Source organism: Alkalihalophilus pseudofirmus, from assembly GCF_029094545.1.
Lineage (GTDB): Bacteria > Bacillota > Bacilli > Bacillales > Bacillaceae_D > Alkalihalophilus > Alkalihalophilus pseudofirmus.
Genome location: NZ_CP117835.1, coordinates 1,275,390 through 1,296,741, shown reverse-complemented (window position 1 = coordinate 1,296,741; position 21,352 = coordinate 1,275,390). Strand labels below are relative to the sequence as shown.

17 protein-coding genes and 1 other annotated feature are annotated in these 21,352 nt (G+C 39.1%); of the genes, 6 read left to right on the top strand and 11 right to left on the bottom strand.

Going from position 1 to position 21,352, the window contains the following annotated elements; translation table 11 throughout:
- Window positions 1-400 precede the first annotated feature (400 nt).
- The 5 genes from PQ478_RS06690 to PQ478_RS06670 all read right to left on the bottom strand — a co-directional run bounded on the left by PQ478_RS06690 (window position 401) and on the right by PQ478_RS06670 (window position 7,808).
- Window positions 401-3,283 (bottom strand): ATP-binding protein, encoded by a 2,883-nt coding sequence (locus tag PQ478_RS06690; protein WP_289236227.1) that lies wholly within the window; start codon window positions 3,281-3,283, stop codon window positions 401-403.
- The gene (locus PQ478_RS06685) at window positions 3,276-3,638 is read right to left on the bottom strand and encodes a response regulator transcription factor (RefSeq protein ID WP_289236226.1); all 363 of its coding nucleotides are present in this window, start codon (window positions 3,636-3,638) and stop codon (window positions 3,276-3,278) included. The genes PQ478_RS06690 and PQ478_RS06685 overlap by 8 nt, the downstream gene beginning before the upstream one ends.
- Window positions 3,639-3,666: 28 nt before the next feature.
- The gene (locus PQ478_RS06680) at window positions 3,667-5,019 is read right to left on the bottom strand and encodes a glycosyltransferase family 2 protein (RefSeq protein ID WP_289236945.1); all 1,353 of its coding nucleotides are present in this window, start codon (window positions 5,017-5,019) and stop codon (window positions 3,667-3,669) included.
- Window positions 5,020-5,094: 75 nt separating this feature from the next.
- Window positions 5,095-6,069, bottom strand: coding sequence for a HEAT repeat domain-containing protein (locus PQ478_RS06675; RefSeq protein ID WP_289236225.1), 975 nt, complete (start codon window positions 6,067-6,069; stop codon window positions 5,095-5,097).
- A gap of 110 nt (window positions 6,070-6,179) precedes the next feature.
- Complete coding sequence (locus PQ478_RS06670) at window positions 6,180-7,808, bottom strand: GGDEF domain-containing response regulator (RefSeq protein WP_289236224.1); 1,629 nt, start codon at window positions 7,806-7,808, stop codon at window positions 6,180-6,182.
- 197 nt (window positions 7,809-8,005) lie between these two features.
- Between PQ478_RS06670 and PQ478_RS06665 the strand changes: the two genes are divergently transcribed.
- Together PQ478_RS06665 and PQ478_RS06660 are read left to right on the top strand one after the other, a co-directional pair.
- Window positions 8,006-8,137: a hypothetical protein gene (locus tag PQ478_RS06665; RefSeq protein WP_274378528.1), complete on the top strand. Its 132-nt coding sequence runs from the start codon at window positions 8,006-8,008 to the stop codon at window positions 8,135-8,137.
- 27 nt (window positions 8,138-8,164) lie between these two features.
- Window positions 8,165-8,575 (top strand): peroxiredoxin-like family protein, encoded by a 411-nt coding sequence (locus tag PQ478_RS06660; protein WP_289236223.1) that lies wholly within the window; start codon window positions 8,165-8,167, stop codon window positions 8,573-8,575.
- A gap of 43 nt (window positions 8,576-8,618) precedes the next feature.
- On the opposite strand, the gene PQ478_RS06655 is transcribed toward PQ478_RS06660, so the two are convergent.
- From PQ478_RS06655 to asnB, 4 genes are all read right to left on the bottom strand, one after another.
- On the bottom strand, window positions 8,619-9,626 hold the full coding sequence (locus tag PQ478_RS06655) for a DUF3231 family protein (RefSeq protein ID WP_289236222.1): 1,008 nt from the start codon (window positions 9,624-9,626) through the stop codon (window positions 8,619-8,621).
- 65 nt (window positions 9,627-9,691) lie between these two features.
- Window positions 9,692-12,181, bottom strand: a complete 2,490-nt coding sequence (locus PQ478_RS06650) for a YhgE/Pip domain-containing protein (protein ID WP_289236221.1) — start codon at window positions 12,179-12,181, stop codon at window positions 9,692-9,694.
- Between the two features lie 65 nt (window positions 12,182-12,246).
- Window positions 12,247-12,822 carry a TetR/AcrR family transcriptional regulator gene (locus tag PQ478_RS06645; protein WP_289236220.1) on the bottom strand — a complete coding sequence of 192 codons (576 nt, stop codon included), beginning with the start codon at window positions 12,820-12,822 and terminating at the stop codon, window positions 12,247-12,249.
- A 146-nt stretch (window positions 12,823-12,968) separates the two neighbouring features.
- Entirely contained in the window at window positions 12,969-14,816 is a 1,848-nt protein-coding gene (gene asnB, locus PQ478_RS06640) for an asparagine synthase (glutamine-hydrolyzing) (RefSeq protein WP_289236219.1), read from the bottom strand.
- A 188-nt stretch (window positions 14,817-15,004) separates the two neighbouring features.
- On the opposite strand from asnB, the gene PQ478_RS06635 reads away from it, so the two are divergent.
- Entirely contained in the window at window positions 15,005-15,163 is a 159-nt protein-coding gene (locus PQ478_RS06635; protein ID WP_022626978.1) for a hypothetical protein, read from the top strand.
- 306 nt (window positions 15,164-15,469) lie between these two features.
- Here the strand turns inward: PQ478_RS06635 and PQ478_RS06625 are convergent, their stop codons facing one another.
- Window positions 15,470-16,267 carry an SDR family NAD(P)-dependent oxidoreductase gene (locus PQ478_RS06625; protein WP_289236218.1) on the bottom strand — a complete coding sequence of 266 codons (798 nt, stop codon included), beginning with the start codon at window positions 16,265-16,267 and terminating at the stop codon, window positions 15,470-15,472.
- Window positions 16,268-16,426: 159 nt separating this feature from the next.
- Window positions 16,427-16,638, top strand: a binding site (T-box leader).
- 84 nt (window positions 16,639-16,722) lie between these two features.
- Here PQ478_RS06625 and proB point away from each other — a divergent pair.
- The 3 genes from proB to proC are packed head-to-tail and all read left to right on the top strand — an operon-like array spanning window position 16,723 to window position 19,935.
- A complete protein-coding gene (proB, locus tag PQ478_RS06620) occupies window positions 16,723-17,844 on the top strand; it encodes a glutamate 5-kinase (RefSeq protein WP_289236217.1) in 1,122 nt (373 codons plus the stop codon).
- A gap of 2 nt (window positions 17,845-17,846) precedes the next feature.
- The gene (locus tag PQ478_RS06615) at window positions 17,847-19,094 is read left to right on the top strand and encodes a glutamate-5-semialdehyde dehydrogenase (RefSeq protein ID WP_289236216.1); all 1,248 of its coding nucleotides are present in this window, start codon (window positions 17,847-17,849) and stop codon (window positions 19,092-19,094) included.
- 7 nt (window positions 19,095-19,101) lie between these two features.
- Complete coding sequence (proC, locus tag PQ478_RS06610) at window positions 19,102-19,935, top strand: pyrroline-5-carboxylate reductase (RefSeq protein ID WP_289236215.1); 834 nt, start codon at window positions 19,102-19,104, stop codon at window positions 19,933-19,935.
- A 374-nt stretch (window positions 19,936-20,309) separates the two neighbouring features.
- On the opposite strand, the gene PQ478_RS06605 is transcribed toward proC, so the two are convergent.
- A complete protein-coding gene (locus tag PQ478_RS06605) occupies window positions 20,310-21,320 on the bottom strand; it encodes an NAD(P)/FAD-dependent oxidoreductase (RefSeq protein WP_289236214.1) in 1,011 nt (336 codons plus the stop codon).
- Between the last annotated feature and the right edge of the window lie 32 nt (window positions 21,321-21,352).

The following is a 21,352-nucleotide window of genomic DNA, read 5'->3' as shown; positions in this document are numbered from 1 at the left end:
TGTGGGATACAGATATTACATATGCGGCTTATGTATACCGCTTCTGAACTATACTTCGCTTTCCATGGGAAGCTGCCGAGCCTCCTCGGGCATAAGCCCTGTGGGGTCTCAGCTTTGCTTTAGTTCCCATTGGAGTCTCCGTATAATTCATCCGCTAAATTACATTTTGTTTAAGGCAGGTGGAGTAGTTCGTAGGCTTAGTTCAGTTCAATTCATATAGCTCCCGGACCGCCCGCGGAAAGCGTGTGCCTGCAGCGTAAATCAACAAATACTGCTGTGGGGGGATTAATTTTTAAGTATCCTTAGTTTCCGCCCACAGTCTTTAAATATATCAGCTGCTAGATTCAGCACATCTTTCATATCTTGAATCACACACATTAGTTATGTCCCAGCCTCTTTCTCATCTTTCACTCTTTCTCTTAGGTATGAGTATTTCACCCCTTGTCTTATCTTGATTGAGCGTTTCAATTATTGTTTTTGATAGTTCGCTAGGAGGGTAGGGTTTTGTCAAATAGCTCTCAATCTCAGAGTGTCTTGTCAGCTGCTCGGCTTCATCTAGTGCTGAAGAAATAAAAATAGGCAAGTCACTCCAAAGATTATTTGCTTTTATCTTATGGATAAAGTCCCAGCCCGTCAGCTCATCCCCAAGCATAATATCTACAACCATTGCATCTAGAGGGAGCGAATGAGTGGAGATAAGATGACTAGCCATTGTATCGACAAATGTGATAGCTGTGGCAGGGTTTGAGAAATGTTCAACATTAAACCCATAATTCTTTAATTCTTCAGCTAATAATAATGCCAGGCTCTGATCATCTTCTAACAACAATATCGTTTTAGAGCTCTCCCCTTCCGCCTTCAGCGTTTGGGAACAATCATTTAAAGGGAGCTCAATGATAAATGTACTTCCCTCGTTTTCTTTTGATTCTACGCTTATCGTACCGTTATGAGCTTCGACTATTTCTTTACAAATCGGAAGTCCAAGCCCTGTTCCACCAATTTTCTTTCGATCTGAGTTATCGATCCTGTAAAACTTTCTAAATAAATTTTTCATCTCGTTCTCTGGAATACCAAGCCCCTCATCCTTAACAGATACGAAGAGGGAGGTGGAATTACTAGTTACTGTCGTTGTGATGTCACCGCCATCGGGGGAAAATTTAATGGCATTGCTAATAATGTTTGTAATGACTTGTTGGATCCTCTCACTATCCCCTTGTATGATCGTCTTTTCTGCCAGGTTGATAAAATGCAGCGTATGCTTCTCTGAATATGCCTCAAACCTTGTTAACACTTCAGATACAAGATCCCTTATATCTACACTCTCGTTTGTATACATCTGCCCGCCCGATTCCATCCGTTGTAAATCTAAGAAATCATTGATCAGATTCGTTAAACGGTTGGCTTCTTTATGGATCGTTTTTAAGTATTTTTCTTGTTTTTCAGGCTTCAGCTTGCGATGAAGCATTAATTCCGTAAATCCTAAAATACTAGATAAAGGTGTCCTCAGCTCATGGCTTACTGTACTAACAAGCTCTGATTTCATTTGCTCTACTTCATGCTGCTTAGTAATATCACGGTGTACAAAAATGGTCCCTACTTTATGATATCCATGGTATACAGGCTCGGCATACACTTTGAATATACGTTTTTGCTTGGTGTGAATCTCATAATTCAATGATAACACGGAGCTATTATCTTGCTTTAAAGCCTCATTGTAAAAACTGGCTACTGCCTCGTTACCACCAAGCACATGTTCTAGTGCTTGAAACCACATCGAAAAAGGCGCTTTTAATTGAGCCTTTTGTTCACATTCAATCAATTGACAAAATGACTGGTTAAACTGTAGGAGATGCCCCTCATTGTCTACAAACTGAATCGCTTCATTTACATTATCTATGATATCTTGATTTAGCTGTCTTTCTTTTTCTGTTTCTTCGTGCATAAGAACTTTCTCAATAGCAATAGACATATGATTCATAACTCCGCTTAATTCATTAATTTCTGTTTGCGAAAAAGGTTTACCAACTCTATTTGTTCCAAAAACCGCACGCAGCTCCCCGCCGGAAGAATAAATAGGGATGTAGAGGTCGTAAGCAGTCAATACTCCCTCCGCTAAACCTCTCTCAACATCAGTCACTTCTCTTTCTACAAGATGATAATTGTTTTTCTCCCTCAAGATAAGTCCAATTCCTTGATCAAAATGATTTAATAGCTGAGTGACATGCTTCTCATAGATCCCTCTTGAACGGTAAAACCTTTCCTCCGTTAAGAATAAAAGCATTTTATCAACAGGATAAATATCGCTTAAATGAGTAAGCAGCTCATCAAATAGGTCCTCTTTATTAAGAGTGACAGATATAGCATGGTTAAGTGAGTTGTATTTTAATAATACGTTTTGCATCTCTTCTGTTTCATGAAGGGACTTTATTAGCTGATCCTGCTTATGTTCAAGTTCTTCTTGCTGGGTTTTCAATTCAATATTTTGCTGAGTCATCTCATCTTCTTTTTGTTGAATGATCTCCACCATATCAAGAAACGTTCTAGATAATACACCAATTTCATCTTCCCTTTGATGGCTTTTTAAAGAAACATCTTTACCGATTGCAAGCTCAGCAGCTGCAACCGTAACATCTTGAATCGGCTTTCCTATTTGTTTAATCATTTTGTACAGAACGATGAAAAGAATGAGAAGTACAACACCTAAAAAAACAACAAACAATGAGACTAGTATACTTACTTTTTCCGTGTAGCTGCTGCTAATTTCTGCTGCCTTTTCAGAGATTGTTAACACATAATTTGATGTGTTCTCAATTAATTGGTTTACTGTATCATTTGCTCCGTTGTTGGCATAAGCACTTAAGCGGTCAAGCTCATTGTTACTTACTAAGCTTAAAGCTTCAGGCAGATGAATCGTCTGATATAAATGAATGGTTGTTTTAATTTCAGTTAATAAAGCAAGCTCTTCTGCTGAGAGATCTAAAGAGGAAAACCTCTCAATATACAAATTTAGTGCATCTATTTCTCTGTAGAGAGCATTTAACTCTTCATTGTCTTGAAAAGCAAAGTAACCTCTTGCCCTTATTAACATCTGCTTAGCATGTGAATCAATTTCAAATACAATTTTCTGCTTTTCTAATTTCCGCTCTCTTTCAGCCTGATAGCTTGATTGGATTGATACACCATAAACAGCTAGCACTCCACCTACTAGAACAATAACTAAAGATACAACAAGTAACAAAAAAGTGAATTGCCTATTGAGGGTCCTCTTGAAATAATTAGTCACTTAACATTTCCTCCACGAGCGACAGCAGTTCAATTGGACTAAACGGCTTTGCTAAAAAATAGTTCGCCCCCTCTTTATACATTTCATCCTGATCTTTTTGCTGGCTTTTAGCTGTTAACATTAACACTTTTGGTTGAGGAATAGCCAACTTTCTGGTCTCCATTAATACTTCTATCCCTGATTTCTCAGGCATCATATAATCTAGGATAAGCAAATCATACTGTTCTTTCTTTATTAAAGACAGGGCTTCAATACCATCTTCTGCCTCATCTAATTGATGATGATCTTCCTCTAAAGTATCAACAATTAACATCCGTAATACTTCTTCATCATCAGCGATTAATATCTTTTTCAAACAAGCTCCCCTCCTGTTTTTACATTTATTATTTAGATACACCCCTTCGAGTCATAACACCCCAATCCGAGCGCTTCCTTAACGCCTGCCAAATACCTTCTAGCCTCCAGAGAACAGTTAACGGCCGGTACCAAAATACTTCGCTTGAAGCATACAAAAATAAAATAATTAGATCTCTTTTTCTTGGATATCTGCGAGAACTCCATTCTTCTAACAAAACACCCCACATGGATAAATAAGAACCATACACCCATGTGAGTAAAAATAGAAGGACGGTTATATCAATAGGTACAAAAGCAAAAAACAAACCTAGTATGATATAGAGGTAGGCAAAAAATTCAACAATCGCTCCGAGCAGCTCTATTAAAAGGAAATAGGGCATAGAAATCAAACCCACTTGTTTATATTTAGGATTAAAAATCAACTTCCAATGAAGGCGGAGCGTTTCAAATAATCCTCTTTGCCATCTAGTTCGCTGCCTTCTAAGGATTGTTAAGCTTTCCGGTGCTTCTGTCCAGCATACGGGGTCCGGAATATAGCGGATAGATCGTTTAACCCCTTCTTTTTTGATTTGACGGTGAAGCCTGACAACCAGCTCCATATCTTCCCCTACGGTCCCTACTTTATATCCGCCTGCTTTAATGACCCAGCTTTTATTAAAGACCCCGAAGGCTCCAGAAATAATAAGTAGCAAGTTATATTTTGACAACCCAATTCTTCCCATTAAAAATGCACGGAAATACTCAATCACCTGCATAATTGCTAAAGGGTGTGTAGGAAGATTTATTTTTTCTACCTGCCCGCGTTCAATTTCACTTCCATTAGCAATTCGTACGCTTCCTCCTGCAGCAATTACCTTCTCATTTGAATCAACAATCGGCTTCATTACTTTTAATAAAGCATCGCCCTCTAAAATGGAATCTCCATCAAGTGAACATATATACGGATATTTTGAAACATTAATTCCTGCATTTAATGCATCAGCTTTTCCTCCATTTCCTTTATCAACCACATAAATATTATGGAATAGCTCTGATTTATAAACGGCTTTAATTTCTTTCGTTTCAAGCTGCTTTCTGCATACTTGCACAGTTTCCTTCATACTAAAAGCTTCTATTAAACGATTCAATGTGTTATCAGTTGACCCGTCATTTACCACGATAATTTCATATTCGGGATAATTCATACTGAGGAGTGAACGGATACTGCCAACGACCCCTGCTTCTTCATTAAAAGCTGGTACAAGAATGGAGATAGGCTTTGTGTCTGTCGAATGCAGGATATCTTCGTATGGCTCTCCTTTATTTAATCCTCTCTCCCGTCTAAGCATCCCTGCAGAGAGAAGCAAGAGTACCGTGTAAAAAAGTGAGGCAAAAGCCATATAACTTATGAGCAGAATACCGATTACATAAAAGACTAATTCTAATGATTCGATCACACTAACCCCCCTCCTTTTCTAACATCCTCCATCACTCACACTGTCCCTGCTTCCTACCCATTGTCTAGCCATATCTCTTGCGAATGGATCGGGGTGATTAGTGTAAATATGCTCTAAAATAAGCACTCCGTCTCGATAATGGAATAAAGCCTCTGCAGCCCCTTGCCTTACCCACCAATTTGAATCCCCCATTAATTCGGTTAGTATTGCGATATAGCGAGACTGCTTTAACTTCCCTGCTATTCTTGCAAATAACATTCTCTCTACCCATTCACTTGAGGAAGCAAAGGAAGTGAGGAGCTCAACCTTAGTTATTCTCTCTAAAGCTAATATACCTTTTAAGGCTCTAATCCTTACTTCAAGAGAGTGACTGCTAAGAAGTTCTTCAAATAACGGAAGCAGATCTTCATCCCGTTCTTCCCTCGCCACATCAAGCATCGCATTTCCAACAGGGTGCTCGAATGAATCTAGTTCTGAAACGTTATATTTAAATTGATCTCTATCCATCCTTCTAAATATTTCTTTATATAAGCCCACAGACCAATCAGGCTGCTCCTCTACTAACATTCCAAACAGCCTCACGTCTTGCAGAGCTGCAAGAGTTCGGATGATTTGTTCTTTTTCTTCATCCCATTTTGAATGCGTTTGAAAGAGCATCCAAATTGTATCGGCAAGACTTCTCATCTTAAAGTCCTCGATATAGTACAGTGTATTCATCCTCTTACTCCATCTACCTTTTAACAGCTGGTCCTTATAATAATCTCTTAAATAGTGTTCAGCTAATAAAACAACCTTTTCTCTTGTTTCTTCATGATCAATTAATTTTTGGTACGTCTCTAGTGATTCTTCAAGGAGCTCATACGTAATCGATTGTCCTTTTAAATGTCGTGTCAGCCCTACTTCATTAAGTGATATCGAATCATTAAACAAGTAGGTTGATACTGCTTTATCTACTGTGAACCTAAGGTGCTCTTTTCTTTTTTGCTTCCTCATCCATTTTCCTTTAATGAAAAGTAAATAGATGAGGGTGAAAATATGGATGATAAGGAGCAGGATAAACACAGAGAAAATAGTTGAAATAGATATGATGACCAACTCCTCACCTAAAGTAATGAGCGCTTAATAAGCCGTTTAATTCTAGCAGTCACTTCATCAACCTTAAATGGTTTTGTTAAATAATCATCAGCACCTAATTCTAGTGCTTTGACAATTTCTTGTTCCTGCTTGCGCCCCGTCAGCATTAACACCATAACTTCATGTTCGGGGTACTTGCTGCGAAGGGTAGATAACACTTCTAAACCATCCATCTTAGGCATAATGCGGTCAAGAATCACTAGGTGTTTTTCCCTTGTTTTATACCAATCTGCTAAAAGAAATTCTTCACCATTTTTATAGGCAGTCACTTCAAGATTTACTTGATCCGTAACGAGCTCACATACTCGGTCAAATAATATTCTTCGTAACACTTCATCATCATCAATAATAGATACATAGATCGTACGTTTTGAAGCTACCATATTCTTATTTTCAAAAAGAACGGTTTGATTTCTGCCTGTTTGCTTAGCCATATATAAAGCTTGATCTGCCTGTTCAACTAACTCTTCCAATTTTTTAGTTTCGATTGTAGAACCTGCGATACCGCTTGAGAACGTAACATTAAAGGAGGAGGAGCCTTCTTGGTACTCTGTTAGTCGGAGTTTAATGCGAATCCTCTCCACCACCTTCTTTGCTTCAGCAGGTGTTGTATTTGGAAGAAGCAATAAAAATTCTTCGCCCCCTAACCTAAACAATAAATCATACTCTCGTTTTAACTGAGTAATAATATTTGCAAAAGACTTTAGTACGTTATCACCAGCAGGGTGGCCATACGTATCATTCACCTTCTTAAAAAAATCTAAATCAAACATAGCAGCAGTTAATGTTTGCTTGGATCGTAGTGCTTGACTCAATTGTTTTTTACCTTCTGTAGAAAGATAGCGTCTAGTATAGACACCTGTTAAATCATCAGTCATGATTGTTTGTTGAATAACCTTTTGGTATCTTAGACGATTGTTCATACGTACTTCTAACTCTTCACTATCTACTGGTTTTTTTATAAAATCAGCTACACCCGATTTATAAGCACTTAACTCGATATGTTTATCCATACTGCTGCTTATCATTAGAACGGGGATAAATTCAGAGGTCGCTTTCGATAATAGCGATTGAGCAGACTCATACTCTCGTTCATACGGGCGTACATAATCTACAATCACACAGTTAGGTCTTTCATTAAGAAACATTTCAAGACCCTTTTCAGGAGATGTGGCTAATAAAACGATAAAACCTCGCTGCTCTAACCCGCTCTTCATCCCAGAAAGAAAGTCTAGGTCTTCATCAATCATTAAGACAACTGCTTTAGCATCCTGTTCTTCGATCGTTTCCAATGTTGAAACAGGAACAAGAGTTGACTCCCTTAAACCTTCCGCTTGCTCTGTCATATCTTTTATAAAAGGGGAAAAATATCCGGTCATTACTTCTTCAAATGACCATTTATCCTTCAGTTCCTTATTAAGTTCTGTTAATTTTTCTGAAGCAGCTTGTGAGTAGTCCGGCAGTCCGATAGAAGCGGCAGTACCATGAACAGAATGAAGAAAACGATAGATCTGATCTCTTGAAATGGTATCCCCTGGCTGCCACTTTTCAACCTGTTGTTTCAACCTTTGTTTAAATTTTTCTTGATATTTTTGCATAATACCCCCCTGTAGCCCATTACCACCATATTTCACATGTATATTCCTTATTTTTCATTTCATTTTCTCACATATCATTTCTTATGACTATAGGACCATATCTCAACCCGCTTCTCCTTTAACAAAAATATGTGCTGAAGGGGGATTAGTTGCTATTATTTGCTAAAACTTTTATCCTCTAGAAAAGGAGGTCAAGCATGATGACTACTAAAATGACTGAAGATCAATTAAATACAAAGCTTGAGGCGGCCGATGGGACTGACATTACATTTCATGAGTTGGTCAAAGAAAGTCCTTGTTATGTATTATTCGTTCGTCACCTTGGTTGACCAATTTATAGAGATTTCCTCACGCAGGTGCGTGAGTCTTACGAACAATTCAAAAAGAGAAATGTAGAGATATTCATTGTCACTCCACACGACGAAGAGTATCTTACGAAATACAAAGATACACTCTCTTCGTACCCATTTCCTTTTTACGGTGATTCAACGCTTACTTTGTATAACAAACTAGGTCACCAATCCCTGTCTAAATGGAAACTATTCATTCATTCTGTATCCAGCTTATTTAAAGGGAATTTTACTCTTCCCTCAAATGCTCAAGACAAAAAAGCTGTTAAAGAAGCCATTAAGAAATCTGATGTTGAAGTTCAAGGCGGCGCTTGGTTGTTTGATTCAAATAATGAAGTAGTCTGGCATCACATAGACAAGTCTCCAAATGATCACGCAGACATCTCTACCCTAATAGAAAAAGCAAATTCCCTATAGAAAAAACCAGCGGCATAACATGATATGCTGCTGGTTTTTCGATTTATTTTTTTGACTTTATAATAGCTCTGCGATCAATCATTTGAGGAGGCTCTTCCATCCACCCATACTTCGCCATTAATTTAGCACCTTCTGAGGCAAAATCAAAAATAGACTTTCCAAGTGATGCAACCTTTAATGGCAAGTCGCTTCTAAGACTAAATGCCGTACCAAATGCGTTGCTCCCTAGTGAAAAGCTGCATAATAAGCTTGTACAATACATCATAAGCTTATCTGAAAATGGTGAAATAGTAGATGAAGTCAACGCTCCGTTTGGTGGCTTTGTAAATTGAATGTCATCTTTTTTCATGATTTGACTAATATCATCTACCACTTGATTAGCTAACTTTTTTCCTTTAAGAAAGTAGTCTTGAATATCTTTTTCTTTAGAAGATTGAGCAAAGCCAATCATTAAGGTTAATCCAATGGTGTTATTTTCAATGGCATGATACAGATGGGCCACTTCAATAGCATTTAGCACACGTTCATCCCCAACCAGCTTGTTTCCTCTGAAGTAATCTTTATCTTGAACAAATTGGATCCCTTGATCATTTGATAAATAAGGCGGCCTTGTAAGCAAGCCCTTCTCTGCTAAATACATAGAGCATTGATTGTAATATTTTTGAGTCAGGGCGGTAAGGTCCCTAAAAAGGATTAATAAATCTTCTCTATAGGCCATATTTACATGCAATACATGTATCCCCATACTTATAGCCTTCATCAATTTCATACACATAATATCAAAATGTTGATCAAATAACTTAGGAGCTTCTAAATTAACATCTTGCTCAGTGTATCCTAATGGAATAGAATGCCCTTCTTGGATAAATAATTTTTCAATTTTTATAGTAAATGTAGATATATCTTTATGGAGCCCCATCATTATTTTCTTGGATTTCTTATCTTCAGTATGCAATAGAAAATGTTCAATCATCCTTAGCAGCATCGTTTTTTGTTGATAGGTCATCCACAGAGTACCAATCTCTGATGCGGTTAATTGGATATTCTTCATACATTTGCCTCCAATACGAATCTGATACCTGTAATGTGCCCAATTAAAGTTGAGACATTCATTCTTTATTCAGCTGCTGAAGTTGTAGGATATTCTTTTTTATTCCGCTTATGATGTGTAACTATAAAATAAACGAAAGCCCCTGCTGTACAAATCATTAATAAGATGCATAAAAAGCGAACGCTGTCCCAAAGCAAAGGATTCACCCCCATAAAAATGACCGACCTAAATCCAAGTACAGAGTAAGTCATTGGCAGCCAGCCATGCAGAGTTTGCAAGGGAGATGCTAACAATTCAACCGGAAAGCTTCCCGCACTTCCGCCTAATTGCAGGATTAATAAAATGATCGCTGCAAACCGGCCAGGATTATCAAGAACACTCACCAAAAAGAAAATAAGTGAGAGAAACGCTAAACTCGTAAAGATGGTAAAGCTAAAAAAGCCAATCTTGCTTGCTACATCAAGCTTAAGCCCATATAGAAGAAATACGGCAACTAGCGAAGACTGCAAAACCCCAACGGAATAGATAACTCCTAGCTTTCCGCTAAACCATTCCCATCCAGATTGATGCTCTCCTAATGGCTCTCTAAAGGGATAAATGATTGATAAAGTCAGCCCCCCAACATATAACCCAATGGACAGAAAGTAAGGGCTTAAGCCTACACCGTATGAATAATCTTCAGTCTGCGATTGATTCTTGGACTGCACTGGACTCACAAGCATACTTTCTTGTTTTTCATTTGGATCAACCTCAAGCAGCACTTCTTTAAGCTGATTCATATTAAGGGCTAAATCAATGGATCCATCTTGCAACGTTTGAAGACCGCTAAAGAGTTCATTTCCTCCATCACTTGCTTCAACTAAGCTCTCACTCAGAAGATCTGATCCATTCACTAGTTCATGCAGCCCTTCATTTAAATCTACTACCCCTTTATATGCTTGTTCACTTGCTGCCTGACCTCTTTGATAAAGAGAAGCGGCCAAATTTATTTTTTCATTTACTTTATTAAGAGTGGTTAAAACATTCATATACTCTTCTTCAAATGAGGCAGTTAGTTGATCCCCATTTAAACCATCTGGAATAGCAGCTTCAGCTTCTTGTAAGGCACTAGAGAGCTGATCTAAAATCATAAGAAGCTCTTCCGTTTTAGAGGTCGCCTCTTCAAAGAATTGATTCATTTTTGTTGAAGATTGATCCATTTGTTTGTTTAACTCTTCATTAAACTGTTTCCATTCGAGTTGACGTGACTCGAGTCCGTTCAATAATTCAGGAAATCCATTATTAATCGTTTCTATTGAACCTGCAGTCTCTTTGTAAAGCCCCTCCACACGTTTCACATTCGCTTGAATATCCTCATACCAACTAACGAGATGTTCATGTTCCCTCCATTCGGGATATATATTATTAAGAATGGCCGGAAGCTCCTCCACTTGAGATTGAATTTTTTTAAGTTCAGCCAAAGGTTGTTCTACTTTTTCATAGGCTGCTTTCACGTTTTGATTCCATTCATATAACTCTTTATGAGTCATTTCCATTTGCTGATTCAGCTTGTCAGTATAATCATTTATCGTAAGAATGACTTCATTAAACTGCTGTTCCATCCCCTCCATGCTGTCTTTCAGGCCACGTATTTGTTCTTCTACCAATTGCACTTGCTCGTCTGCTTGGTTTAGCTCCCTCTTTACATTTTTGAGATGGTTATCTAGATTATCTAGTATCACAGCTGCTTCTTTTGTATCGGCATGTTCTAGCTCATTAATGGTTTGTTTTAAAAGTTGGCTTGTCTCATTAAATTTAGCGTCTACATTATTTGCTTGATTGAATGTTTGAAGTTCTTTTTTGGCTTGCTCGATCCCACTAACTAACTGATCCGACCCTTCAGCAGCCTTTTTCACCCCTGTAGTAAGCTCATTTGAACCAGATGTAATGCTGACTAACCCCATAGACAAGCGCTCCATGCTTTCTGTCGCAGTCTTATTTCCATCAGCTATTTCATTGGATCCTTCTTCAAGCGCTATGACTGCCTCAGTCAACTTACTAAAGGCATCATGTGCGACCTCTACATATGCTAATGTCAGGGTTTCTGATAATTCTTTTTCCATTTCTTCAATCACATTTGAAGCTATTTGTGATGAGACGTAATTATACTCTTCATTCACTTCATAAAATACGTTTGCCTTCACAGGGTTTGACTCTTTTAATGAAATAAGATCCTCTGAGAAGCTCTCCGGAATTTCAACATAGAAATAATAATCGTGACTAGCTAATCCTTGTTCTGCCTCTTTCTTTGAAACGAAATGGAAGTCTAAAGCTGGATCTTTTTTCAACTCTTCAATAAACTCTGCCCCAGCTTCTATTTGTTCCCCTTCTACCTCTGCACCCAGGTCTTCATTTACTACAGCTACCGGCAACTGATCCAATTGACCATACGGATCCCAAAAAGACCAAACTAATACACCTCCATAAAGTAAAGGCATAAGAATAATTCCTAATAGAGCGATAACCATTTTCTTTTGACTCCATATACCTTTCAACTCAGTTCTATAACCTTTCATGCAACCACTCCAATTTATGACCAATTTGTTCATTTAGTCAATTTTAATTAAAAAGAAAAGGTCTCCTAGTCACCAAGCAGACCTTTCGTTAAATGACTCTTAAATAACTTGATAATTTTTTGTTTACTGATAGGTTCAAACATCTCTGTAAACTCAATAGCTAATGCCATATAGGATTTAAACACCATAAATGCAGTCAACTTTGGGTCTGAGACCTTTACTTTCCCGTGCTCGATCCCTCGTTCAATTTGCTGTGTGATCGATTCAATAATGACTTTTTCAACCTCAGTTAGTGCATTTTTTGCAGGAACAGAACGAATAGCAGATGCTTCTTGAGTCAACTTATTTAAGAGTACATGCTGCTGCCTGAATTCAAGCAAATCATGCAGCGCATGACTGATGTTGTCATCCATACTTCTACTGTCTAGAAAAGCCCGCTCAAATACATCTTTCACTTCAATCATAATTTGATTTAAGACTGCTTCAAATAATTCTTCCTTGCTTTTAAACGCTGTATAGATGGTTCCTTTACCAATATTGGCAAGCTTTGCAACTTGATCGATCGTTGTTCCTTTGTATCCAAACATCGAAAAAGATTGACCAGCAGCCTCTAAAATCGTTTCTTTTTTATTTGCTAACATATCATCACCCTTGCAAAATGACCATTTTACTAAAACGGTCATTTCTTTCATTACTGAATATCTTACTTCAACTTACCTATACATGCAACCTCTAAATAAATCTACAATATAAAAAAACAGCCCTACAACGTAAGGCCGTTCTCTAATTATCCTTCTATTTTGACTCCGTACTCTCTCAGCCAAAAGTCCATCTGAATAAAATGCGCTAAAAGCTGCGGTCCTGCCATCAACTGCCCAAAATAAGGGGTGCCTGTTGAAAGCCCTCCGCTATCAGCTATTTCTCTCAGCTTTTCTTTATTAATAAATTCAAAAATGGGCGAGTCATCTTGAGCCAGAATCTCTTGGATCCCTTTTTGAACAGCTTCTGTGTAGCTCGGGTGATGGGTCTTAGGATAAGGACTTTTCTTTCGATACAAAATCTCATCTGGCAATAAGCCCTCTAATGATTTTCGCAGAATTCCTTTTTCTCTTCCGCCTAATTGTTTCATCTCCCACGGGATATTCCATACATACTCAACTAAGCGGTGATCTGAAAATGGAACACGAACTTCAAGACTTGCCCCCATACTCATACGATCTTTTCTATCTAATAAATTGGTCATAAACCAAATGATATTTAAATAAGAGATCTCTCTCCTTCGTGCTTCTTCTTTCGTGTCACCATTAAATCTTGGAGTTTCAGAGATCGTTTCTTTATACCTGTCGTACACATATCTTTTTAAATTAATTTTCTTCTGCCATTTTTCATTTAATAAATCTTGCCGCTCATCAATGGAGCGCATCCATGGAAACATATCAACATTCATGATCTCAGGTTTATGAAACCACGGGTATCCTCCGAAAATTTCATCCGCACACTCGCCAGAGAGCCCCACTGTCACATCTTTCTTTATTTCCCTACAAAACCATAGAAGAGATGAATCTATATCTGCCATGCCCGGTAAATCCCGTACCCGAACAGCTTCTTTCAGTTGATTTGCTAGTTCATCAATAGAAATAATGGCATTATAATGCTTTGTTTTAAATGAATCAGAAACGAGCTTTATCCAGGGTCCATCTGCATTTGGCTGAAAATCATTTGCTTTAAAGTATTTATCATTTTCATCATAATCAACCGAATAACTCCGAACGGCACCCAAGCCTTGCTTATCATGTACCTTTGCAGCTAGAGCTGTTAATGCACTTGAATCTACCCCCCCAGATAAAAATAAACCGACTGGTACATCAGCAAATAATTGCCTCTCTACAATATCCTCCATTAATTCACGGATATGTGCAGCGGTTTCCTCCATTGAATGGGGGTGGGGTTTACTTTTAAGTGTCCAGTAACGGCTGATTTTCGCACCATTCCGGTCATAAATTAACATGTGAGCAGGACGAAGCTCATTTATATCTTTGAACACCCCATGGCCAGGTGTTCGCGACGGTCCTAGCCCCATAATTTCTGCAATACCTTCCCTGTCAACAACAGGCTCTATATCACGGTGAGCCAGGAGTGCTTTCAACTCCGAACCAAATAGTAAACATCCGTTTCGTACTGTGTAAAACAGGGGCTTCACTCCAAGTCTATCTCTTGCCATAAACAGACTTTCATCTTGATCATTCCAAATAGCAAATGCAAAAATTCCATTTAATTTCTCGAGGCATTGATAACCCCATTCAATATAGGACTTCAATAATACCTCAGTGTCGGAATGGCCGCTAAAGTCATGACCAGCTGATAGCAGCTCTTTACGAATATCTTCTGTATTGTATAATTCACCGTTATAACATATCGTATAGGTTTTATTTTTATACGTTCTGCTCATCGGCTGTATTCCGCCTTCTGGGTCAACAACAATAAGTCTTGCGTGACCAAAGCCCACATGCTTAGAAGTCCACACATTCATATCATCTGGACCCCTTCTATTGAGGGTTTCAGCCATCTTTAATACTTCCGCTTCTTCTTTTCTCATATCGCGCCGCCAGTCAATCCACCCAGTAATACCACACATATTTTATCAGCCCCTCTTGGGAAATATCACATTTTCTCTCTAAAACCTGCACAGCTTAAGGTCCTCTACCCATAAATTATGTTATTCAGGCGATTACCCAAAAGTGCGATTTTTTTAATTGAAGTTCATTCCTCGTGTTTTGTATAGAGAGTACTTCTAAGTAAATAATAGGAGTAGAGGTGATTTACATGAATTATCCCGTAGCTCGTTTAGAGCAAAATCAATTACAAACTGTCCGTCAGCTTGAGCAAGATCTTGGTGTCATTTTAATTGCTTATACACCGGAAGATGATCCTGCAAAGAAGCCTGAGCAAATCAATCAACAAAGAGATTTAGATTTCTTCTAAACAAAAAAATCAAGGTCCGAGATGGACCTTGATTTTTTATTGACATGGTTAGTCACATGTTTATGGGAGGCTGATTCATTTACCATAGTTTTTACTAGGTTCTTTTATCACTCATCAGAGGAAAGACGCTTCTTCATCAGCTTCTTTACTTGTTCTTTCGGCTCCCAACATGAAAATTGATAAGAAGGCTTGGTTTCATACCCAAGTCTTTGGCAAAAATAGTGCATGTGATCATTAACCCTGGCTGCCTTAAAATGAATACAGGTCGCACAGCAATGGAATGTATTTTTCACTTTTACCTCCATTTTATTTCTGTCGTAATTTACTGCCCGCAAGCTTCTCTACCACACCAGGCATCAACTGGTATAGTTTTGATCCAAACCCCATCCATTTCGGAAGATTAATTTCCCGTTTTGGCTTTTCAATCACTTTTAAAATTTCTTTTGATACGTATTCCGGGGTCAGCATGAACTTTTCAATATTAGCCACATAGCTCCCATCCTCATCAGCCCGGTCAAAAAAAGGAGTACGAATCGGACCAGGGTTCACAGCTGTTACATGAAGACTTGTATCTTCTAGCTCAAGACGAAGAGCATTCGTGTATCCTAATACTGCATGCTTTGTAGCAGCATATACACTTGATTTAGGTGTTGCGAGTTTCCCTGCTTGAGAGGCGACATTGATGATATGACCTTGATTCGCTTCTTTCATTAATGGAAGTACCGCTCTCGTCATTTCAATCAGTCCAAGAACATTCACATCAAACATTTCTTTCGTATCCGCTGAATTCATTCGATCTGCATAATCAAATACCCCAAAGCCAGCATTATTAATAAGTATATCAACTCTTTGGACTTTTTCGAATATGTTTTTGACACTTGCTTCTATGTCCTCGGTTTTGCTAATATCAAGTGTATAAATATGAGCTCGACCGGAAGTTTCTTGGATGACTTGCTGCACCTCTTTAAGCTTAGCTTCATTTCTAGCTAATAACACCAGGACCGCACCAGCGGCTGCCGCATCTATAGCTAATTGTCTTCCTAGACCGCTTGATGCACCTGTTATCCATAATACTTTGTTTTCTAGACGTGTAAACTCACTCATGATCTCACTCCTACATATAATAAAGGATCCTTTATTAGTGTAACCCGGTCCAATATAAGTAGCAAAAGTTTTCTATGAAAGCGCTTTAAAGTTGTGTGAATCTTCAGATTTCTACTTGACTAAAAAAGCTTGCATGATTATAATAATAAAAATTAAATCAAATGTGCGTTGATTGGGAATAGTACGCATACTTCATGTGAAAAGAGAGTGGTCTCACCGGCTGAGAAGACCATCACCCCTGTTGTAGCGGAACCTGCCCTTGAGCAGTCTGGTAAAAGCCTGACCGTCTCATCCACGATACGGATGTTAGAGCGGGCATAATTTTATGCCAATCAAGGTGGTACCGCGGATGCAACCCTTCCGTCCTTATTTATAGATAAGGATGGAAGGGTTTTTTATTTAGTAAAGACAAGATGCATGTAATATAAATGATCCAAAGAAAGAAGGCATTGATTATGAACCGTCAACGATTAGTTATGAAAGTAGGAAGCAGCTCCCTTACAGGCGCTAATGGCTCGCTATGTCTGACAAAATTACGCGAGCATGTCAGGGCCATTGCTTATGCAAAAAAACTTGGCCATGAAGTCGTATTAGTATCTTCTGGGGCAATAGCGGCAGGTTTTTCTGCGCTCGGTTATCCATCCCGTCCTTCCACAACAGCAGGCAAACAAGCTGCTGCTGCAGTTGGTCAAGGATTGTTAATGCAAGCTTATCTTGCAGAATTTGCAGCACACGATCTTACAGCTGCTCAGCTGCTTTTAACTAGAGAAGACTTTAAAGATCAGAAGCGTTACCAAAATGCCTTGCAAACGTTAACTGAATTATTGAAGCGTTCAGCTATTCCGATCATTAATGAAAACGACTCAACTTCGATAGAAGAGTTAACTTTCGGTGATAATGACATGCTTTCCGCTCTAGTCAGCGGGTTTATACATGCCGATGCCCTTTGTATGATTACGGATGTGAATGGTCTATATGATTCCAATCCAAATCAAAACCCTAACGCTAAAAAGTTTCACTATATTCCTGAAGTAACTGAAGACCTTTTCGCTTATGCAGGTGATTCAGGGTCTAAGGTCGGCACAGGTGGAATGAAATCTAAACTAATGGCAGCTAAGACAGCTACCCCTTTTGGAGTGAATGTGTTTATCGGAAAATCCAGCGGGGAGACAACACTTGAAGATCTCTTGCTAGGTAAAGGTGATGGAACGTATATTGGATCATTCAAACATGCGAGCGTTATGCCCGCTTCTAAACAATGGCTGGCAGTGCACTCTGAGGCATCTGGCCAAATCAAAATCGATAAAGGAGCAGAGCGAGCCTTGCTTTTTGAAGGCAAAAGCCTGCTGCCAGTTGGTGTAGTAGACGTTATTGGACGTTTTCACGAAAATGATGTCGTTGAAATTGTAAATGAAAAAAATGCAGTCATTGGCAAAGGACAAACGACACTGTCTGCTAGTGATTTAATGTTGATTAAAGGCATGCAAAGCAATCAAGCCAATGAACAAATCAAGCTGACTAAACCAGTGGCCATTCACCGTGATCAGTGGGTCCCACTCACAAAGGAGAGAATCTAGAAATGAATGAAGTATACACAAAAGCAAAAAATGCAAAAGAAATTGCCCATCTTTTAGCAAACTTAACAACAGATCAAAAAAATGCTGCTCTCAAAGTCATTGCTGATGAACTTAGAATAAACCAGGAATTTTTAATAAATGAAAATGCAAAAGATGTAGAAACTCAAAGAGCAAACGGGATGAGTGAAACGATGATTGACCGCCTTACTCTTACTGCAGACCGTTTAGAAGAAATTGCCTCTGCCGCTGAACAAGTAGCAGAACTAAATGACCCTGTAGGTGAAGTGACGAGTGAATGGGAAAGACCTAACGGGCTTCATATTCAAAACGTACGCGTGCCGCTAGGAGTTGTCGGCATGATTTATGAAGCAAGGCCGAATGTCACAGTTGATGCAGCGGCCTTATGTCTAAAAACAGGAAATGCAGTCATTTTACGAGGCAGCTCTACAGCCATTCATTCTAATATAGCCCTAGTCAATGTATTACAAGGCGCGCTTAAAAAGGTTTCACTTCCTGTAGAGACGATTCAGTTAATTGAAGATACAAATCGAGCGACGGCGGAACACCTATTTACATGCAACGAATATGTAGATGTACTTATTCCACGAGGGGGAGCTTCCTTAATTCAGGCAGTCATTGAAAAAGCAACCGTCCCAGTCATTGAGACAGGTGTAGGAAATTGTCACATCTATGTTGATCATTCAGCTGATTTCGAGCTAACAAAATCAATTGTCGTCAACGCGAAAACACAGCGTCCATCTGTATGTAATGCAGCAGAAACAGTAATCATCCATCAAGACTTTGCAAATGAACATTTACAAAGTCTGCTTGACCAACTTGAAGAAAGAGGGGTAACCTTTTTCGGAGATCAGACTGCTTGTTCAATGGATGAGCGCGTTAAGGAAGCCACAGAATCTGATTGGGCAGATGAATATTTAGATTTAAAACTTGCTGTTCGAATCGTCCCTTCTATTGATGAAGCGATTGGACATATACGAAAATACGGCACAAAACATTCTGAAGCCATCATCAGCGAGACTAAAGAACATGTCCATATATTCCAAAATTTTGTGGATGCAGCTGCTATTTATCACAACGCGTCAACCAGGTTTACGGATGGATTTGAATTTGGTTTTGGGGCCGAAATTGGAATAAGCACACAGAAATTACATGCTAGAGGGCCAATGGGACTGAACGCCCTGACTTCAAACAAATACCTGATTTTAGGGAACGGACAAATTAAAGGATAGGTGACTTATGTTAACTAATAAAACGATTACTTTTTTAGGTGCAGGTGCCATGGCAGAGGCAATCATTGGCGGACTTATACGAAACCAAATCGTAGACCCACATAACATCATTGCCACAAACCTGTCAGATACAAATAAGCTCGAAAAATTAAAAATGAGATACAACATTCAAACAACCACAAGCCGTACATGGGCTGTGGAACAAGCGGAAATTATTGTTTTAGCGATGAAACCTAAAAATATTGAAGAAGCTGTACGAGAAATTAAAGAGAAAGTAAATAACGATAAGCTGATTATTTCAGTTATTGCAGGGATCCCTTCTAGTTATATTGAGGATTTATCTGGCACAAAGAGCAGAGTGGTTCGGACGATGCCAAATACTTCTGCTAAAGTAGGAGCATCAGCAACCGCCATCTGTGCTGGCAGATATTCAACAAGTGATGACTTAGAAACGGTGTCGCTATTATTTTCAGCTGTAGGTACGGTAACTGTCGTTCCAGAAGAAAAAATGGATGCTGTCACCGGCGTAGCCGGCAGCGGCCCTGCTTACTTTTATTATCTCATTGAAGCGATGGAGAAGGCGGCTGTTGAGAGTGGATTAACAAGTGAGGAAGCGACAGCTTTAATTACGCAAACAGTTGTCGGAGTTGGAAAACGACTTCAAGACACATCAAAATCATCTCGGGAATTATATGAGGAAGTGATGAGTCCAAACGGAACAACGGAAGCTGGCATCACGCTTTTAAGTGAACGTAATGGCCAGGATGCCATGCATGATGCTATCTTAAAAGCCATTGCCCGTTCGAAGGAATTAGGATCTGTGTTTACAGAATCAAAATAATTATAGAGGCTGGGATAACACGAGTCCTCAGGCTTGGCAGGTGGAATCTCAACTTTGCTTTAGTTGAAGCCACTGATTCGCCCTGACAGTAGTTGTTGATTTCCGCTGCAGGTACTCGCTTTCCGCGGGCGGACCGGGAGCCTCCTCGTCGTTGCACTCCTGTGGGGTCTCCCATGGCCAACGCTCTTCCCGCAGGAGTCTCGTACCTTCCGCTCCAATCAACGGAGCGAGAAGGGGGTTATCCTGTAACTCACAAACTAGTATTTTTTCAGTGAACATCTTCTTTTCGCATTCGAATCTTCGTTATGTTTCATCCACTATACTAACGCTTTGTTCATATGCTGAGTCATATACGTTAGTTATGCCACCAGCCTCTATTTCTTTAAGTACCTGCTCATTCGTTTTCCTGCTTCCATTCCAGATAATACAGCGCCTTCTACTTTCCCTTCTTTAAAGCAATCTCCTGCAAACACTATAGGACTCGGATATGTTGTAGCAAGCACCCTGTCTGGATATAGTGACCGTGGCTTTGCATACCTCCACCTCTTCACTTGTACTTCTTCTACTTCATTAGGAGAGATGAGTGATTCTACTTGCTTTAATAAGGATGAAGTGACCTCGTCATCGGCAGCATCGAAATTGTTAGAACTCCATTCTCCTGAGGCATGGATCGTAATGATCGGTTTGGTCGATATTCCTTTTTGTTGATTGTCTCCTATAAAAGCTACATTTCCATCTCCCTGTATACCGCCCTTAGGAGGAATTCTGCTGACATTTCTTAACGTAACCATCAAACAAATGCAAGGATCATACGTAATATTTGCAAGCTCCATCTTTATATCACTTTCTAACAGCTCGAGGTTCATCCAGGTGAGGACTTGAGGGATCGGAATGGTTGATATAATTCCTGCCGCTTGTATTGTTTCTGTTACAGAATCCTGCTCATTTATGACTTCCAACTGCCATTGTTGCTTTTGATAATCAAGATGAACAGCACGATGATTTAAAAGAATATCATTCTCATCAACAAGTGATTTTGTAAGCGCGTTCATACCAGTTGAGCCTACATACCGCGGATAACCATCTGCCTCTAGATGAACTTGACCGCCTAGGTCCATTTGGTGAAAGCCCTTTGTCCACTCATTAACAGTGCCCTCTTCCATCCAGCTGTCTACTAAACTTTTCATAACATCTGATCTTGCTGTAAAAAATTGAGCTCCATGATCGGCTCTACCGCCTTGGATTCTTCTTGTAGCCATCCTGCCCCCTACACTTCTCCCTTTTTCAATGAGAAGAGACGGGATGCCTTTCTTTTTTAATTCTTGTGCAGCAAATAGTCCTGTTAACCCTGCCCCTAGAATAATAATAGGTGATTCTTTTTTCATATTCACCCTCCCTTTTCTATTATTATTGATCA

Excerpts from the sequence above, each read along its gene's own strand:
- PQ478_RS06680 (WP_289236945.1), bottom strand. The coding sequence starts at position 5,019 with ATGGCTTTTGCCTCACTTTTTTACACGGTACTCTTGCTTCTCTCTGCA.
- PQ478_RS06665 (WP_274378528.1), top strand. The coding sequence starts at position 8,006 with ATGATGACTACTAAAATGACTGAAGATCAATTAAATACAAAGCTTGAG.
- proC (WP_289236215.1), top strand. The coding sequence starts at position 19,102 with ATGTTAACTAATAAAACGATTACTTTTTTAGGTGCAGGTGCCATGGCA.
- proB (WP_289236217.1), top strand. The coding sequence starts at position 16,723 with ATGAACCGTCAACGATTAGTTATGAAAGTAGGAAGCAGCTCCCTTACA.
- PQ478_RS06655 (WP_289236222.1), bottom strand. The coding sequence starts at position 9,626 with ATGAAGAATATCCAATTAACCGCATCAGAGATTGGTACTCTGTGGATG.
- PQ478_RS06670 (WP_289236224.1), bottom strand. The coding sequence starts at position 7,808 with ATGCAAAAATATCAAGAAAAATTTAAACAAAGGTTGAAACAACAGGTT.
- PQ478_RS06645 (WP_289236220.1), bottom strand. The coding sequence starts at position 12,822 with ATGTTAGCAAATAAAAAAGAAACGATTTTAGAGGCTGCTGGTCAATCT.
- PQ478_RS06675 (WP_289236225.1), bottom strand. The coding sequence starts at position 6,069 with ATGAGGAAGCAAAAAAGAAAAGAGCACCTTAGGTTCACAGTAGATAAA.
- asnB (WP_289236219.1), bottom strand. The coding sequence starts at position 14,816 with ATGTGTGGTATTACTGGGTGGATTGACTGGCGGCGCGATATGAGAAAA.
- PQ478_RS06615 (WP_289236216.1), top strand. The coding sequence starts at position 17,847 with ATGAATGAAGTATACACAAAAGCAAAAAATGCAAAAGAAATTGCCCAT.
- PQ478_RS06605 (WP_289236214.1), bottom strand. The coding sequence starts at position 21,320 with ATGAAAAAAGAATCACCTATTATTATTCTAGGGGCAGGGTTAACAGGA.
- PQ478_RS06625 (WP_289236218.1), bottom strand. The coding sequence starts at position 16,267 with ATGAGTGAGTTTACACGTCTAGAAAACAAAGTATTATGGATAACAGGT.
- PQ478_RS06635 (WP_022626978.1), top strand. The coding sequence starts at position 15,005 with ATGAATTATCCCGTAGCTCGTTTAGAGCAAAATCAATTACAAACTGTC.
- PQ478_RS06650 (WP_289236221.1), bottom strand. The coding sequence starts at position 12,181 with ATGAAAGGTTATAGAACTGAGTTGAAAGGTATATGGAGTCAAAAGAAA.